Source organism: Mycobacterium sp., from assembly GCF_035640695.1.
GTDB lineage: Bacteria > Actinomycetota > Actinomycetes > Mycobacteriales > Mycobacteriaceae > Mycobacterium.
The window spans coordinates 76696-91245 of sequence record NZ_DASQVQ010000001.1 but is presented as its reverse complement, the minus strand read 5'-3'; the positions used below and the strand labels follow the sequence as shown (position 1 = coordinate 91245).

The 14550-nt window shown below is 67.5% G+C and carries 18 protein-coding genes, 1 tRNA gene and 1 other RNA gene; 10 read left to right on the top strand and 10 right to left on the bottom strand.

All coding sequences use genetic code 11. The features are described 5' to 3' along the window. Positions 1–101: 101 nt before the first annotated feature. Entirely contained in the window at positions 102–1613 is a 1512-nt protein-coding gene (locus VE759_RS00445) for a CYTH and CHAD domain-containing protein (protein ID WP_324927118.1), read from the top strand. Between the two features lie 7 nt (positions 1614–1620). Here the strand turns inward: VE759_RS00445 and rnpB are convergent. Continuing rightward, positions 1621–2019: RNase P RNA component class A (gene rnpB / locus VE759_RS00440), an RNA gene on the bottom strand. 59 nt (positions 2020–2078) lie between these two features. On the opposite strand from rnpB, the gene VE759_RS00435 reads away from it, so the two are divergent. From VE759_RS00435 to VE759_RS00420, 4 genes are all read left to right on the top strand, one after another. Then, positions 2079–2531 (top strand): AraC family transcriptional regulator, encoded by a 453-nt coding sequence (locus VE759_RS00435; RefSeq protein ID WP_324927115.1) that lies wholly within the window; start codon positions 2079–2081, stop codon positions 2529–2531. A 10-nt stretch (positions 2532–2541) separates the two neighbouring features. Then, the gene (locus tag VE759_RS00430) at positions 2542–2973 is read left to right on the top strand and encodes a VOC family protein (RefSeq protein WP_324927113.1); all 432 of its coding nucleotides are present in this window, start codon (positions 2542–2544) and stop codon (positions 2971–2973) included. Positions 2974–3052: 79 nt separating this feature from the next. Further along, on the top strand, positions 3053–3379 hold the full coding sequence (locus tag VE759_RS00425) for a hypothetical protein (RefSeq protein ID WP_324927110.1): 327 nt from the start codon (positions 3053–3055) through the stop codon (positions 3377–3379). Between the two features lie 110 nt (positions 3380–3489). Then, on the top strand, positions 3490–4716 hold the full coding sequence (locus VE759_RS00420; RefSeq protein ID WP_324927107.1) for a cytochrome P450: 1227 nt from the start codon (positions 3490–3492) through the stop codon (positions 4714–4716). On the opposite strand, the gene VE759_RS00415 is transcribed toward VE759_RS00420, so the two are convergent. The 4 genes from VE759_RS00415 to cobC are packed head-to-tail and all read right to left on the bottom strand — an operon-like array spanning position 4717 to position 8754. Next, positions 4717–5883, bottom strand: a complete 1167-nt coding sequence (locus tag VE759_RS00415; protein WP_324927104.1) for a bifunctional RNase H/acid phosphatase — start codon at positions 5881–5883, stop codon at positions 4717–4719. Further along, entirely contained in the window at positions 5880–6617 is a 738-nt protein-coding gene (locus VE759_RS00410; protein WP_324927101.1) for a zinc ribbon domain-containing protein, read from the bottom strand. The genes VE759_RS00415 and VE759_RS00410 overlap by 4 nt, the downstream gene beginning before the upstream one ends. Continuing rightward, on the bottom strand, positions 6614–7741 hold the full coding sequence (locus VE759_RS00405; protein WP_324927098.1) for a Nif3-like dinuclear metal center hexameric protein: 1128 nt from the start codon (positions 7739–7741) through the stop codon (positions 6614–6616). The genes VE759_RS00410 and VE759_RS00405 overlap by 4 nt, the downstream gene beginning before the upstream one ends. Next, positions 7738–8754 (bottom strand): Rv2231c family pyridoxal phosphate-dependent protein CobC, encoded by a 1017-nt coding sequence (cobC, locus tag VE759_RS00400; RefSeq protein ID WP_414687800.1) that lies wholly within the window; start codon positions 8752–8754, stop codon positions 7738–7740. Before cobC ends, VE759_RS00405 begins: the two co-directional genes overlap by 4 nt. Positions 8755–8821: 67 nt before the next feature. Here cobC and VE759_RS00395 point away from each other — a divergent pair, with 67 nt between their 5' ends. Genes VE759_RS00395 through VE759_RS00385 form a run of 3 tightly spaced genes read left to right on the top strand, consistent with a single transcriptional unit; the run spans position 8822 to position 10762 of the window. Then, complete coding sequence (locus tag VE759_RS00395; RefSeq protein WP_324927092.1) at positions 8822–9478, top strand: HAD-IA family hydrolase; 657 nt, start codon at positions 8822–8824, stop codon at positions 9476–9478. After that, positions 9471–9965, top strand: coding sequence for a low molecular weight protein-tyrosine-phosphatase (locus VE759_RS00390; protein WP_324927089.1), 495 nt, complete (start codon positions 9471–9473; stop codon positions 9963–9965). Before VE759_RS00395 ends, VE759_RS00390 begins: the two co-directional genes overlap by 8 nt. After that, positions 9965–10762 (top strand): SURF1 family protein, encoded by a 798-nt coding sequence (locus tag VE759_RS00385; protein ID WP_324927086.1) that lies wholly within the window; start codon positions 9965–9967, stop codon positions 10760–10762. Before VE759_RS00390 ends, VE759_RS00385 begins: the two co-directional genes overlap by 1 nt. Here the strand turns inward: VE759_RS00385 and VE759_RS00380 are convergent. Then, complete coding sequence (locus VE759_RS00380) at positions 10716–11687, bottom strand: cobalamin biosynthesis protein (protein ID WP_324927083.1); 972 nt, start codon at positions 11685–11687, stop codon at positions 10716–10718. The two genes, VE759_RS00385 and VE759_RS00380, sit on opposite strands and share 47 nt — an antisense overlap. A gap of 35 nt (positions 11688–11722) precedes the next feature. Between VE759_RS00380 and VE759_RS00375 the strand changes: the two genes are divergently transcribed. Together VE759_RS00375 and VE759_RS00370 are read left to right on the top strand one after the other, a co-directional pair. After that, positions 11723–12538, top strand: a complete 816-nt coding sequence (locus VE759_RS00375; RefSeq protein ID WP_324927081.1) for an oxygenase MpaB family protein — start codon at positions 11723–11725, stop codon at positions 12536–12538. A gap of 14 nt (positions 12539–12552) precedes the next feature. Beyond that, the gene (locus VE759_RS00370; protein WP_324927078.1) at positions 12553–12948 is read left to right on the top strand and encodes a VOC family protein; all 396 of its coding nucleotides are present in this window, start codon (positions 12553–12555) and stop codon (positions 12946–12948) included. 15 nt (positions 12949–12963) lie between these two features. Here VE759_RS00370 and VE759_RS00365 read toward each other — a convergent pair. The 4 genes from VE759_RS00365 to VE759_RS00350 all read right to left on the bottom strand — a co-directional run bounded on the left by VE759_RS00365 (position 12964) and on the right by VE759_RS00350 (position 14548). Then, positions 12964–13035 (bottom strand) — tRNA-Val (locus tag VE759_RS00365). A gap of 60 nt (positions 13036–13095) precedes the next feature. Beyond that, the gene (locus VE759_RS00360) at positions 13096–13557 is read right to left on the bottom strand and encodes a peroxiredoxin (RefSeq protein ID WP_324927075.1); all 462 of its coding nucleotides are present in this window, start codon (positions 13555–13557) and stop codon (positions 13096–13098) included. 63 nt (positions 13558–13620) lie between these two features. Beyond that, on the bottom strand, positions 13621–14043 hold the full coding sequence (locus VE759_RS00355) for a DUF3052 domain-containing protein (protein ID WP_324927072.1): 423 nt from the start codon (positions 14041–14043) through the stop codon (positions 13621–13623). 88 nt (positions 14044–14131) lie between these two features. Continuing rightward, positions 14132–14548, bottom strand: a complete 417-nt coding sequence (locus VE759_RS00350; RefSeq protein ID WP_324927069.1) for a hypothetical protein — start codon at positions 14546–14548, stop codon at positions 14132–14134. Positions 14549–14550: the final 2 nt, after the last annotated feature.

Genomic DNA, 14550 nt, shown 5'->3' with positions numbered 1-14550 from the left:
GCTCGCCCGCTCGCCTAGGCGGCTGTTTACCTTTCTGTGGCACGCTGTCAAACTGCTGTTCACGGTCATTGTTGGCACCGAAAGGAAAAATGACTTCTACCATGGCGAGTTCCGCAGCAGGCGATTCGGCCTCCCGTCACCTCGAGGTTGAGCGCAAGTTCGACGTCGTCGAGTCAACGGTCACACCGTCATTCGATGGGATCGCCTCGGTCGCGAGGGTGGAACGCGCGCCGGCCCAGACGCTCGATGCCGTTTACTTCGACACGCCGGCCCGCGACCTCGCCGCCCACCACATCACGCTGCGGCGGCGTACTGGCGGCACCGACGCCGGCTGGCACCTGAAGCTGCCGGCGGGCCAGGGGGCCCGCACCGAGGTTCGCGAACCGCTGGGCGACGGCGACGACAACGAGGTGCCGGCCGAGTTGCGTGACGTGGTATTGGCGATTGTGCGCGACCGCCCGCTGACGCCGGTCGCCCGGATTCACACGAACCGAACGGTCGACGTGTTGTACGGGGCGAACGGCACCGCGCTGGCCGAGTTCGCCGACGACCAGGTCCGCGCGTGGTCGAACGGCGACGATGACCAGCAATGGCGGGAGTGGGAGCTCGAGCTCGCCGAGGAAGGCATCGCCGAAGGCAATGCCGACGGGGAGCTGCTCGAGCGGTTGAGCAACAGGTTGCGGGATGCCGGCGCGGTCCCGGCCGGGCACGGCTCGAAGCTGGCACGGGTGCTGGACTCGTCAGCGCCGGCCGAAGAATCGGCGCCGGTGCCGGACGAACCGGTGCATCGCGCGGTGGCCGAGCAGATCGATGAACTGCTGACATGGGACCGGGCGGTGCGCGACGACGCCCATGACTCGGTGCACCAGATGCGGGTGACCACACGCAAGATTCGAAGCCTGTTGCAGACTTCGGGATCCGAATTCGGGCTGTCCGGCGACGCGTGGATCCTTGATGAGCTACGCCAGCTGGCCAGCGTGCTGGGTGTGGCCCGCGACGCGGAGGTGCTCGCCGAACGGTACGAGCAGGCCCTCGACGAGTTGCCCAAGGAGTTGGTGCGTGGCCCGGTGCGCGAGCGCCTGGTCGACGGAGCCAGCCGCCGCTACCGCTCGGGGTTACGGAAGTCATTGAGCGCGATGCGCTCTCAGCGTTACTTTCGGCTGCTCGACGCGCTGGAGGCGCTCGTGGTCGCAGAACCGCCGCCTCCGCCGCCGGGTGAGGAACCGCCCACCGACACGACGATCGGGGCGGCCTACAAGCGGGTCCGCAAGCACGCCAAACGGGCGGCGAAGGCCGAGGCTGAAAACCGCGACGAGGCGCTGCACCGAATACGCAAGGGCGCCAAGCGACTGCGCTATACCGCCGCAGCTACGGGGGCGAACAAGACGTCCGATGCGGCGAAGAACATTCAGTCGCTGCTCGGCGATCATCAGGACAGCGTGGTCAGTCGTGCGCACCTGAGCCAGCAGGCCGATGCCGCGCACGCGGCCGGCGAAGACACGTTCACCTACGGTCTGCTGTACCAGCGGGAGGCCGACCTCGCGCAGCGCTGCCGCGAGCAGCTCGACGATGCGCTGAAGGCGTTGGACAAGGCCGTCAACAAAGAGCTCTAACGGCGGGCGGACGAGTTGGCCTGTAAGCCGGATTCTGTTCCGCGCCGCAGCGCATAACCACGGCGGCGCGGCGGCGACCATCCATCTGGACACACCGTCACCGGGTGCCTCGAGCGGCCTACCCGCAGGCTCGGGCGAGCAACCCTCGGACGCCTGCGCAGCCGCACTTGGTGCGGCCTTCTTGGCCTTGCTTCGGGTGGGGTTTGCCTAGCCATTCCGGTCGCCCGGAATGCTGGTGCGCTCTTACCGCACCGTTTCACCCTTACCACCCAATGGGTGGCGGTCTGTTTTCTGTGGCACTTTCCCGCGAGTCACCTCGGATTGCCGTTAGCAATCACCCCGCTCTGCGAAGTCCGGACTTTCCTCGTTTCACCGTGTGGTGATCCGCGGCCGCCCGGCCAACTCGTCCGCAATATAAACGTACTGCGTCGAGCGTGTCTTCCGCGAGGGGGCGATACTTATTCAATGCCGCAGGTGCCCCCGGCCCGTTACCTTCTCCGCGCCAAAGATTTCGTGGACGCGCGCTACGCGGAGGACATCACGGTGGAGGACCTGGCCGCGGCGGCGGGGCTGTCGCGGGCGCACTTCAGCCGAATGTTCAGCCGAACGTTCGGCGAGTCCCCGCGCGCTTATTTGCAGACGCGGCGGCTGGAACGGGCCGCCGCGTTGCTGCGCTACACCGATCGCTCCGTGGCCGACATCTGCGTGATGGTGGGCCTGCACAGTGTCGGGTCGTTCACCACGACATTCACCCGGGTGTACGGCATGCCGCCGGCCGCCTATCGTACGAGCCTGCCGCCGGCGAGCATCTATGCCCGGGTGCCCAGCTGCATCCTGCAGCGTGACACCCGCCCACCGGCTGACAGCCGGGTCAAGACAGCACACCGGGAGAAGACGCGAGGCGGGGGCCGACCGTAGCGTCGGATGCATGATCAAAATCTCCACCGCCCAGCTTTGGGTACACGACCAAGACGTTGCACTTAAGTACTGGACCGAGAAGGTGGGCATGGAAGTCCGCCAAGACGTTTCGCTGCCCGACGCCGGCGATTTCCGATGGCTGACCGTCGGGCCGCCCGGACAGGGCGACGTGTCGATCGTGCTGATGGCAGTTCCCGGCCCGCCGGTGATGGACGAGACCACCCAGGCCGAAGTGCTGAACCTCGTCGCCAAGGGCTTCGCCGGCACGGTGTTCCTGACGACCGACAACTGCCAGGCGACCTACGAGAAAATGAAAGCCCGCGGCGTGGAGTTCACCGAAGAGCCCCATCAGATGCCGTACGGCATCGACTGCGGCTTCCGCGACCCGTCCGGCAACAGCGTGCGACTCACCCAACTCGCCGAGTCGTTTGCGGGCGCCTGATTCCGCCCAACGCCTGGCGGCGTGCAGTTCCGGTAAACCGTCCCTCCGCGGACGGCCCAGCGGAGGAGAATGGTGGTCCATGGCGACCCCATTGCAGCCGCTCGGCCGCCGCCAGGCGCGACGAATGAGCCGGCGCTTCGCCGACGTGGGGATCGGAATTCCGCCGGCACGGCTGCAGGAGATCGCCGCCGGCGCACCCTGCCTGGACGCCGAATTGACTAACGTCAACTTCGCACTTGTCGCGACCGAGATACAGCACCAGCAACGTGTTGCCAGATCTGCACGCCAACACCGCTGCGTCATCCACTGGTTGATTGTTGTGGGCCTGATTCTCGTGGTGCTTAATGCGCTGATCTGCATGGGCTACGCCATACTCAGCCTCGTGGAACCTGCATCGTCGTTCTGAATGTTTCATCAGCAGATCGGGGCGGATCGATCGTCCGACCCGCCAAATCGAACATACTTGCGATAATGACCGTCGCCACCGACAAGCCCGACAAATGAGAACGTATTGATGTGCATGACGACGTCGACCTGACCGACCTGGACCGCTTCGCCAGGGGCTTCCCTCACCATGTGTTCGATGAGCTGCGGCGCGCGGCTCCGGTCTGGTTTCACCCACCGACCGCTCACAGTCCCGGCGGCGAGGGATTCTGGGTGCTGAGCCGATACGCCGACATCGTCGACGCCGCCGCGGACGCCGAGACGTTTTCCTCGGAGACGGGCGGCGACCGCGAGGGCGGCGGCACCACGCTCGAGGACATGCCCGCGGGCTACGCCGTCGGCGTGCTGCTGAACATGATGGACGACCCGCGGCACGCCCAGATCCGCCGCCTGCTCACACCCAGCACGGCTCCGCGCGCGCTACAACACATCGAGACGGATCTGCGGCACCGGGCCGCCGACATCGTCGACGCGGCGTTGTCGAAGGGTAACTGCGACTTTCTCGTCGACGTCGCCGGGGAATTGCCTCTGCAGGCCGTCGCGCAGCTCGTCGGCGTGCCCCAGGAAGACCGCCATGAGTTGATGAGCTGGGCCAATGTGACGCTCGACTACGAGGACCGAGAGGTTGGCGAGACAACCGAACGTCTCGCGCAGGCACAGGCACGGATGTTTACGTACGCTACAAATCTATTGCAGCGTAAGAGAACCCAGCCGTCGAACGACCTGCTCTCCATCGTCACACGCGTGAGCATCGACGGCCAACCGCTGACCGCTGAAGAGCAGCGGATGTTCTTCAGCCTCATCATCGCCGCCGGCAGTGAAACAACTCGCAACTCCATCGCAATCGGAATGTTGGCGCTGGCAGGCGATCGCGACGCCTGGGAGCGGCTGCGCCAGCACCGAGCCGGATTGCCCACCGCTGTCGAGGAGATGCTGCGCTGGGCATCGTCGACCCCGTACAACCGGCGCACGGCGACCCGCGGGGTCGAACTGCACGGCAAACACATCAAAGCCGGTGACAAGGTGACGCTGTGGTGGGCGTCTGCGAATCGCGACGATCAGACATTCCAAGACCCGCACCGGTTCGATATCAGCCGAAACCCTAATCCGCACTTAGCATTTGGTCGAGGCAGCCACTTCTGCCTCGGCGCCGCTCTCGCGCGGATGGAGATGCGGGTCATGTTCGACACACTGCTCGACCGCGTCGGTGCGATCACCCTAACCGGTCCGGTCGAATACGTCCGCAGTAACAAACACGCCGGCGTGCGGCACATGCCCGTCAAGATCGAGGCCCGCTGACTACAAGTACGCCGTCTGGTTCACCAGCCGTACCGACGACGCACCGTCGGGATAGAACTCGGCGATGCTCAACGACGCCAAGTCCAGATGCAACCGGTACAAAATGCCCGGCCCGGCGTCGAGTGCGATCCGCAGCATCGTCTTGATCGGCGTCACATGCGACACCACAACCACCGTCGCGCCGCCGTATGCGGTGATGATCCGGTCCCGCGCCCGCCGCACCCGCTCGGCGACGCTGTCGAAGCTTTCGCCGCTCGGCGGCGCCACACCCGTGTCGCGCAGCCAACGGCGATGCAGTTCCGGGTCGCGTTCGGCCGCCTCACCGAAAGTCAACGCTTCCCAATCGCCGAAGTCGGTTTCGATCAGGTCCTCATCGACGACGACGTCGACGCCCAGCGCGTTGGCGGCCACGGCGGCCATGTCGCAGGCTCGCTGCAACGGCGACGTGATGACGGCCGTGATCCCGCCGCGCTCGGCCAGATACTTCGCGGCCGCGTCGGCTTGCCGCCGACCCAGATCCGTCAGCGCCGGATTCCCGCGCCCCGAATAACGCCGCTGCGCCGATAGCTGCGTCTGGCCGTGGCGTAAGAGCAGCAGCCGCGTCGGCGCACCCCGGGCCCCGGTCCAACCCGGCGGTGACGACGGCGGCGGTGCCGAAACCGACACCGGTGCCGAAACCGACGGCGGTGCCGAAGCCGACGGCGGCGCCGAAGCCGACACCGGCGCCGAGGCCGATCCGTCCGGTGGCGCGGACTGCGCCAATTCCGCTGCCGCGTCCATCGCCTCGTTCGCCAGGCGGTCGGCATGTGCGTTCTGCGCCCGCGGAATCCACCGGTAGCTCACCCGCTCAAACCGTGCGGCAAGCCGTTGCGCCTCACGATGCAGCTCGGCCAGGTCGGGGTGCTTGACCTTCCAGCGCCCCGACATCTGCTCGATGACGAGCCTAGAATCCATCGCGACCGCCACCTCGGTGGCTCCGAGATTGGCGGCCTCGGCCAAACCCGCGATCAGGGCACGGTATTCCGCGACGTTGTTCGTGGCCCGGCCGATCGCCTGCTTGCTTTCGGCCAGCACGGTCGAGTGGTCCGACGACCACACCACCGACCCATATCCGGCAGGCCCCGGATTGCCGCGCGATCCGCCGTCCGCCTCGACGATCACTTTCACGAGTCGGAGCCCTTCACCCGCAACAGGATTGCGCCGCATTCCGGACAACGCAGCACATCGTCCTCGGCCGCCGCGGAAATCCGCGCCAGCTCCCCGCGGTCCAGCTCCATTCGGCATGCGCCGCACCGCCGGCCCTGCAGTGGGCCCGCTCCCACGCCCCCGGTCGTGCGTTGCCGTTCGTAGATCCTCACCAGCTCGGGGTCAAGGCCGGCGATCAGTTCCGCTCGCCGCTCGGCACGGGTCCCGCGCGTCTGCTCGATCTCTGCCATCGCCGCGTCCCGGGCCTGCTGCGCGCCGGCCAACTCGGTCTGCAGCCCGTCGATCATGCTCAGCTCGCGGGCCTGCTCTGACTGCAGCTCCTCGCGGCGCTCCATGACCTCCAACAGTGAGTCCTCCAGGCTTGACTGACGGCGCTGCAGCGTGTCCAGCTCGTGCTGTAATTCGGTCAGCTGCCTGGCATCTGGCGATCCGGTCTCCAGCAACGAGCGGTCACGGTCCTCGCGCTGGCGCACCGCGTCGATCTCCGACTCGAACCGGGAAATGTGGGCGTCGAGGTCGTCCAGTGCAAGCCGCAGCGCGGCCAAGCGGTCGTTAGCGGCGCGGTGATCCGCCTGCACCTGCTCGTATCGCTGTTGCTCGGGCAGATGTGACTCGCGGTGCGCGATCCGGATCAACTCCGCATCGAGCCCGGCCAGCTCGGCCAGCGAACGCTGCTGTGATATTTCAGCTTTCATGGCTCTTCGTCCTCGATATTCCACGGATCGGTGCGTACGTGCGACACCCGCACGCGAAGCGATGAGCCGAATTGGCCCGTCAGCAGGTCGGCGGCTTGCGCACACCACGGGAATTCACTTGCCCAGTGTGCGACATCGACGAGTGCCACCTCGGATGCGCGACGGTGCTCGTCGGCCGGGTGATGGCGCAGGTCGGCGGTCACATACGCGTCGACTCCGGCGCGCGCGACGACATCTAGCAGCGAGTCGCCCGCCCCGCCGCACACCGCCACGCGCGACACCAACGCATCAGCATCACCCGCGGCCCGCACACCCCACGATGTGGCGGGAAGCGCACGTGAGACCCGAGAAGTGAACGCGCGCAAGGACTCAGGAACGTCCAGTGTGCCGATCCTGCCGAGGCCGACGTCACCCGGCAGCGGTGCGAGCGCGAACACGTCGAACGCCGGCTCCTCGTAGGGGTGAGCCGAGCGCATCGCGGCCAACACAGCCGCGCGCATCGACACCGGGGCGATCACCTCAACCCGGTCCTCGGACACCCGCTCGACCGTCCCGACGGATCCGATAGCAGGCGATGCGCCGTCGCGCGGCAGAAACTGACCGGTGCCGGTGACGCTCCAGCTGCAATGCGAGTAGTCGCCGATCCGGCCCGCGCCGGCGCCGAACATGGCTTCCCGCACCGCATCCGCATTCTGCGGCGGTACAAAGACCACCCACTTGTCCGCCTCCGGCCGGTCCGGAACCGGCGACAGCACGTCCTCGACGACCAGGCCCAGCCCCGCGGCGAGCGCATCGGATACTCCTGGTGACGCCGCGTCGGCGTTGGTGTGCGCGGTGAACAGCGAGCGGCCGGTGCGGATCATCTCGTGTACCAGCGCGCCCTTGGGCGTGCTGGCCGCGACGGTGTCCACGCCGCGCAGCAGCAACGGATGATGCGCCAGCAACAGCCCTCCATGGGGCACGTCGGCGACGACGGCACGGGTGGCGTCGATGGCGATCGTCACGGTGTCGATGTCGTCGTCGGGATCGCCGCACACCAGCCCCACCGAGTCCCAGGACTGGGCAAGGCGCGGCGGATAGGCCTCGTCGAGCACCCCGATGACGTCGGCCAGCCGCACCCTCACCGCAGCACCTCGGCGACGGCGCCGACCAGTACCGGCCACTCCGGACGCACCGCCGCGCGCAGATACCGGCCGTCGAGGCCGACGAAGGTATCGCAGCGACGCACCGCAATACCTCTGGCTTCCAAATGCTTCCGTACCAGCTGTGCATCCGGGACGCCGAAGAGCACGAAGGGTGCGCAACCGTCGACCACGTCGGCGCCGGCCGACGTCAGCGCGGCCGCCATTTCCGCGCGCATCGCCGCCAGCCGCTGCGCACCCGCAACGGCGTCAGACACCGCACCCGCTGCGCAGCACGCCGCTAGCGCCTCCAGCTGTAGCGTGCCAAGCGGCCAGTGTGCGCGCTGCGCCGTCAACCGCGCCAGCACCTCGGGGGCACCCAGTGCGTAACCGACACGCAACCCGGCCAGTGCCCACGTCTTGGTCAGGCTGCGAAGCACCACCACGTCGGGCAGACGGTCGCCTGCCAACGACTCCGGCTCACCCGGCATCGCGTCGGCGAACGCCTCGTCGACGACGACGATCCGGCCGGGCCGGCGCAAGGCCAGAACCTCCGCACGCCGATGCAGCACCGCTGTCGGATTGGTCGGGTTGCCCACGATGACCATGTCGGCCTCGTCCGGCACGTCGGCGTCGGCCAGCCGAAACGGCCGAGGCAGCACCACGTGCGCCAGCGCGACGCCCGCGGCGGCCAGCACAGCCTCGGGCTCGGTGAATGACGGCGCAATCAGCGCCGCACGGCGCGGCTTCAGGTTCGCCAGCAGCGCAAAACCCTCGGCGGCACCGGCCAGCGGCAGGACCTCGTCGACACCTTTACCGTGCCGTTCGGCCACCGCCGCGACCGCCGCCCGTTGGTCGCAATCACTCGGGTAGCGGCCAAGTTCGGACAGCCGCGCGGCTAACCTGCTGACCAGCCATGACGGCGGGGCGTCATGTCGCACGTTAACGGCGAAATCGAGCATGCCCGGCCCGACGGCTTGGTCACCGTGATAGCGGGCTGCCGCGCGCAAGGTCACACGAGAACAGTAATGCGCCGCCGGTGGCCCGGGTGGGCCTCGCATCCGAATCAGGGAGAATGAGCGTGTGCATCCCCGCCCGCAACTGGTGATATTCGACCTCGACGGCACGTTGACCGATTCGGCGCGCGGCATCGTGTCGAGCTTTCGCCACGCACTCAACGAGGTCGGCGCGCCCGTGCCCGAGGACCGGGACCTCGCCGGCATGGTCGTCGGTCCGCCGATGCACCAGACGCTGCGGTCGATGGGTCTGGGTGAGCGCACCGAGGCGGCGATCGCCACCTACCGCGCCGACTACACCACCCGCGGCTGGATCCTCAACGAGGTGTTCGACGAGATTCCCCAGCTGCTCGCCGACCTGCGGGCCGCCGGGGTGCGACTGGCCGTCGCGACCTCCAAGGCCGAGCCAATCGCCGAACGCATCCTCGAGCACTTCGGCCTGCACGAACATTTCGAGGTGATCGCCGGATCGAGCGTCGACGGCGTCCGCTCCAGCAAGGCCGATGTCATCGCACACGCGCTGTCGCAGCTGGAGCCGATGCCCGAGCACGTGCTGATGGTCGGCGACCGGTCGCACGATGTCCACGGCGCCTCGCACCACGGCATCGACACGATCGTCGTCGACTGGGGCTATGGCCGCGCCGATTTCGAAGACCCGGCCAGCGACCGGTCCGTGCAGCACGTGGGAACCGTCGCCGACCTGCGCGAGGTGTTGGGTGTCTGAGCCGCTGCACATCACGTTCATCTGCACCGGCAATATCTGCCGCTCCCCGATGGCCGAGAAGATGTTCGCCCATCAAATCCGCGAACGCGGCCTGGCAGACCTGGTGCGGGTGACCAGCGCGGGCACCGGCGACTGGCACGTCGGCAGCGGGGCCGACGAGCGCGCGAACCGGGTGCTGCACGCACACGGCTACCCCACGACCCACACCGCCGCGCAGCTCGACCCCGATCATCTGTCTGCCGATCTGATTGTGGCGCTGGGCCGCAACCACGCCCGGATGCTGAGACAAATGGGCGTGCCGCCCAACAAGATTCGATTGCTGCGGTCATTCGATCCGCGCGCCGGCGCGCATATCCCCGACGTCGAAGACCCCTACTACGGTTCGCATGCCGACTTCCAGGACACGTTCGCCGCGATCGATGCGTCGCTTCCCGGACTGCACGACTGGGTCGACGAGCAGCTCGCCGAGCGGGGTATCGCGAGCTGATGCGGCGCTGTGCCTTCCTGCTGCGGCCGGGTTGGCTGGCACTGGCGGTCGTCGTGGTGGCCTTCGCCTACCTGTGTTTCACCGTGCTCGCCCCGTGGCAGCTCGGCAAGAACACCCGCACCTCACGGGAGAACAACCAGATCGCGCAGTCGCTGAACGCGGATCCGGTGCCCCTGCAAACGGTGCTGCCACAAGCCGGCGACGCGCAGTGGCGACGGGTCACCGCGACCGGAAGGTACCTGCCAAATGTGCAGGTGCTTGCGCGGCTGCGGGTGATCGACGGCCAACCGGCGTTCGAGGCGCTCGTGCCGTTCGTCGTGGACGGCGGTCCGACGATCCTGATCGACCGCGGCTATGCACGGCCGCTGCAGGGATCGCACGTGCCGCCGATTCCGCCGCCCCCGGGCGACCCGGTGACGATCACGGCGCGGCTGCGCGACTCCGAACCCCGCGCCGAGGGGAAGGACCCGTTCCGGCAAGACGGCGTGACGCAGGTGTATTCGATCAACACGCAGCAGGTCGGCCAGCTCACCGGCACCGCGGTCGCCGATCCATACCTGCAGCTGGTCGACAATCAGCCCGGCGGCCTCGGCGCAATTCCGCTGCCCCACCTCGACGCAGGCCCGTTCCTGTCCTACGGAATCCAGTGGATCGCCTTCGGCGTCATCGCGCCGATCGGATTGGGCTACTTCGTCTACGCCGAGGTCCGTCAGCGCCGCAGCGAGAAGCCGACCCCCGAACGCGTTCCGGTCACGCGCGAGGAAAAGCTGGCCGACCGCTACGGCCACCGACGCTGAGCACCGCGACCGCGATGACCAGGGCGGCAGCCTGTACCGCATGAGACAGCCGCACCGCCCGCCGCAGGTCGGCAATCTCTGGTGCGCGGCCGTCGCCGAGTGTCGGACGAATCTGCAGCCCGTAGGCGTACTGCGTGGGCCCGCCCAGCCGCAGCCCGAGAGCTCCGGCGAATGCAGCCTCGACGACACCGGCGTTCGGGCTGGGATGGCGTGCGGCATCACAGCGCCAGGCCCGCAGCGCCCCTACCGGGGATCCGCCGGCCGCCGGGGCGCACAGCGCCACAAGCACGGCGGTGAGACGTGCCGGCACTACGTTCGTTACGTCATCCAATCGCGCTGCGGCCCAGCCGAAATGGAGGTAGCGCGGCGAGCGGTGGCCGATCATCGCGTCAAGCGTGTTCAGGCCGCGGTACACCAGAACGCCGGGCGCATCGACGATCGCGGCCCACAGCAGCGGGGCGACCTGCGCGTCGGAGGTGTTCTCGGCGACCGATTCCAGCGCGGCCCGCGTCAACGCGTCGGCGTCGAGCACGTCGGGGTCGCGCCCGCACAGCGACGGCAGCAGCCGCCGGGCCGCGTCGACGTCGTCGCGCTCGAGTAGTTCAGCCATAGCGCGGCCGGTCAGGTTCAGCGACGTGCCGCCGAGCGCGGCCCACGTCGCCGCGGCGGTGATGCATGCCGGCCCATACATCCCGAACCGGGCGGCCAGCTTTTGCGCCGCGGCCCCGGCAATGCCGAGCGAAACAAGCAGCGCAGCGGTGTGCACCACCCCGGCCCACCGCGCGTCGCGGTAGGTCGCGCGCTCGAGCCGTGTCGCGCCGGCGCCGAACAACGCGACCGGGTGCCCGCGCCGCGGATCGCCGACCAGCGTGTCGGCGAGGTACCCGGCCAGGATGGCCAGCGCACGCGTTCTTAGCGCAAACACATGGGCAGCGTCTCACAACCTGATCTACTGGCAGCATGGCACGCCGCCGCAGCCGAGTCGCCGATCTGCTGAACCCGGCTGCGGTGCTACTGCCCGCGGCGAACGTGATCATGCAGCTGGCCATGCCCGCCGTCGGATACGGCGTGCTGCAAAGCCCCGTCGATTCCGGCAACGTCTACAAGCACCCGTTTAAGCGGGCACGCACCACGGGCACGTATCTGGCCGCGGCCACCGTCGGCACCGACACCGACCGGGCGATGATCCGCCACGCCGTCGACGGCGTGCACGCCCGGGTACGGTCGGGGCCGACAAGCCCAGTGTGCTACAACGCGTTCGATCCGCGGCTGCAGCTGTGGGTGGCGGCCTGCCTCTACCGCTACTACCTCGACCAGCACGAGTTCTTGTACGGTCCGCTCGACGACGCCGCGGCCGATGCGGTCTATCAGGACGCGAAGCGGCTAGCCACCACCCTTCAGGTGCGTGACGACATGTGGCCGCCCGACCGGGCGGCGTTCGACGAGTACTGGAAACGAAGCCTCGACGAGCTTCGAATCGACCCACCGGTGCGCGAACATCTCTACGGCGTAGCGAGTTTGGCGTTTCTGCCGTGGCCGCTGCGGCTGACGGCCGGCCCGATCAACCTGTTCGCGACCACGGGTTTCCTGCCGCCGGAATTCCGGTCCTTAATGCGGCTGCGGTGGACCAACAAGCAGCAGAGGCGATTCGAATGGCTGTTGGCGGGCCTGCGAATCGCCGATCGAGTCATTCCGCCGAGGTTGTGGACCTTCGGTTACGAGCTTTACTTGCGGGACATGCGTTCTCGCGCCCGGCGTGGTAAGCGGATTGTTTAAAAGGAAGGACACCAATGACGTTCCCGGCCCTCAACCATGTCGCCGTCACCGTGCGTGACATTGAGACCAGCGCCCCTTGGTATCAGGCGCTGATCGGCTCGGATCCCGTGCTGGACGAACACACCGACGCCGGATTCCGCCACGTCGTCTGGGCGTTTGACGGCGGCACCCTGTTCGGCATCCATCAGCATGAGCGGTCGGCGCCCGACGAGAAGTTCAGCGAGTTCCGCGTCGGCCTCGACCACGTCGGATTCGGCGTCGCCAACCGTGGCGAGCTCGAGAACTGGTTGCAAAAACTCAACGAGCTCGGCATTCGGCACGGCGGCATCGTGGACGCGGGCTACGGCTCGGGAGTCAGCTTCCGCGATCCCGATGGCATCGCGCTGGAGCTCTTCGCGCCGCCCGGATGAGCGTCGGTTGACCAGTGGGCGCACCCAGGATCGAACTGGGGACCGCTGGTGTGTAAAACCAGAGCTCTACCACTGAGCTACACGCCCTTTGCCGCGCAGGCTACACGTCTGGCCGTCCGGCGGCGAACTCCTTCGCGACTGCGGTCTTCACCCGCGCAGCGCGGCCAGCGCCTGCGTCCAGACCTTCTGGTCGCGCTGCTCGCCGGGCCCCTTCATCTCGGCGAACCGGATCACGCCAGAGCGGTCGACGGCGAATGTGCCGCGGTTGGCGTACCCGGCGTCCGGGTTGAACACCCCATAGGCCTGGCTGACCGCGCCGTGCGGCCAGAAGTCGGACAGCACCGGGAACATGTACCCGTTCTCGGTGGCCCAAATCTTGTGTGTCGGAGGCGGTCCCACCGAGATGGTCAGCGTCTGCGTGTTGTCGTTCTCGAACTCGGGTAGATGATCGCGGATCCGGTCCAGCTCGCCCTGGCAGATGCCGGTGAATGCGAGCGGGAAGAACACCAGCAACACGTCTTTGGCATCGCGGTAGTCGCTTAGCGACACCTTCTGATTGTTCTGGTCGCGCAGCGTGAAGTCCGGAGCCGGCCTGCCCACCTCTAACATCAGTGCCTTCTGTTCTTCGCGCGAGCGCTCATCAGTGCCTTCTCTTCTTCGCGCGAGCGCTCATCAGCGCCGCCCGGCCCTCGATTTCGGCTGCACCAGCCTGCTGGCGCTCCAGTCGCCGAGGTTGGCCGATGACGTCTGCATCAGGCCAGCGGTCGGCGCCGACTCGGCGATTTCGGCGGGCAACACGTGCCCGGGCTTGCCAGTCTTCGGTGTGAGCACCCAGATCACGCCATCCTCGGCCAGCGGTGTAATCGCATCCATCAGCCGATCCACCAGGTCGCCGTCGCCGTCGCGCCACCACAGCAACACGACGTCGATGACCTCGTCGGCGTCTTCGTCGAGCAGTTCGCCGCCGCAGGCCTCTTCAACGTCGGCCCGGATGTCGTCGTCGGTGTCCTCATCCCAGCCGAGCTCCTGGACAACCTGATTTTGCTGGACGCCCAGTCTGCGGGCGTAGTTCGGCGCGTCACCCGCCGCGGCCACCTTGAAACCTCCTCACATCTGGACCGGCGTGTCCGGCCCTATCGTCGCACGCCGCGGTGTCACCGACGGCCACCCTCGCGGGGATTGGTCAATATGCGGCGTCGCACAAGTTCATCGCGTCCGACCTCGCGCCGTTCAGCTTGTTGACCTGATCATTGAATTCTTGGCTCGGGGCATGCCGTTTGATCGCGTCGCCAACCGCTCTCGACGCGTTCACATACGCCGTCAGCCCGTCGCGCAACTGGGTGGACAGCACGTCGGTCAGGCTCGAAGAGACCAGGTCGGCGCTCTTATTCAGCGCATCGATCGCCGGGCCCTCCTTGGCCCCCGCGTCGCCCCCGCTGTTGACTGCGCTGACGAACGCGTTGACCGCTGTGACCGCATTGACGCTGCTGCTGCTCAGCGCGTCACACGAGTTGTGCACGGCCTGGGTGGTCAGCGAGTCCATACGCTTGGATTCGCGCTCACTGGAACTGGCCGCCGACGCCGATACCGACGCAGACATGG

Coding starts and splice junctions, on each gene's coding strand:
- VE759_RS00425 (WP_324927110.1), top strand. CDS start 3,053: ATGGCGACCCCATTGCAGCCGCTCGGCCGCCGCCAGGCGCGACGAATG.
- VE759_RS00385 (WP_324927086.1), top strand. CDS start 9,965: ATGCGGCGCTGTGCCTTCCTGCTGCGGCCGGGTTGGCTGGCACTGGCG.
- VE759_RS00350 (WP_324927069.1), bottom strand. CDS start 14,548: ATGTCTGCGTCGGTATCGGCGTCGGCGGCCAGTTCCAGTGAGCGCGAA.
- VE759_RS00435 (WP_324927115.1), top strand. CDS start 2,079: ATGCCGCAGGTGCCCCCGGCCCGTTACCTTCTCCGCGCCAAAGATTTC.
- VE759_RS00370 (WP_324927078.1), top strand. CDS start 12,553: ATGACGTTCCCGGCCCTCAACCATGTCGCCGTCACCGTGCGTGACATT.
- VE759_RS00430 (WP_324927113.1), top strand. CDS start 2,542: ATGATCAAAATCTCCACCGCCCAGCTTTGGGTACACGACCAAGACGTT.
- VE759_RS00375 (WP_324927081.1), top strand. CDS start 11,723: ATGGCACGCCGCCGCAGCCGAGTCGCCGATCTGCTGAACCCGGCTGCG.
- VE759_RS00360 (WP_324927075.1), bottom strand. CDS start 13,557: ATGTTAGAGGTGGGCAGGCCGGCTCCGGACTTCACGCTGCGCGACCAG.
- VE759_RS00445 (WP_324927118.1), top strand. CDS start 102: ATGGCGAGTTCCGCAGCAGGCGATTCGGCCTCCCGTCACCTCGAGGTT.
- VE759_RS00410 (WP_324927101.1), bottom strand. CDS start 6,617: ATGAAAGCTGAAATATCACAGCAGCGTTCGCTGGCCGAGCTGGCCGGG.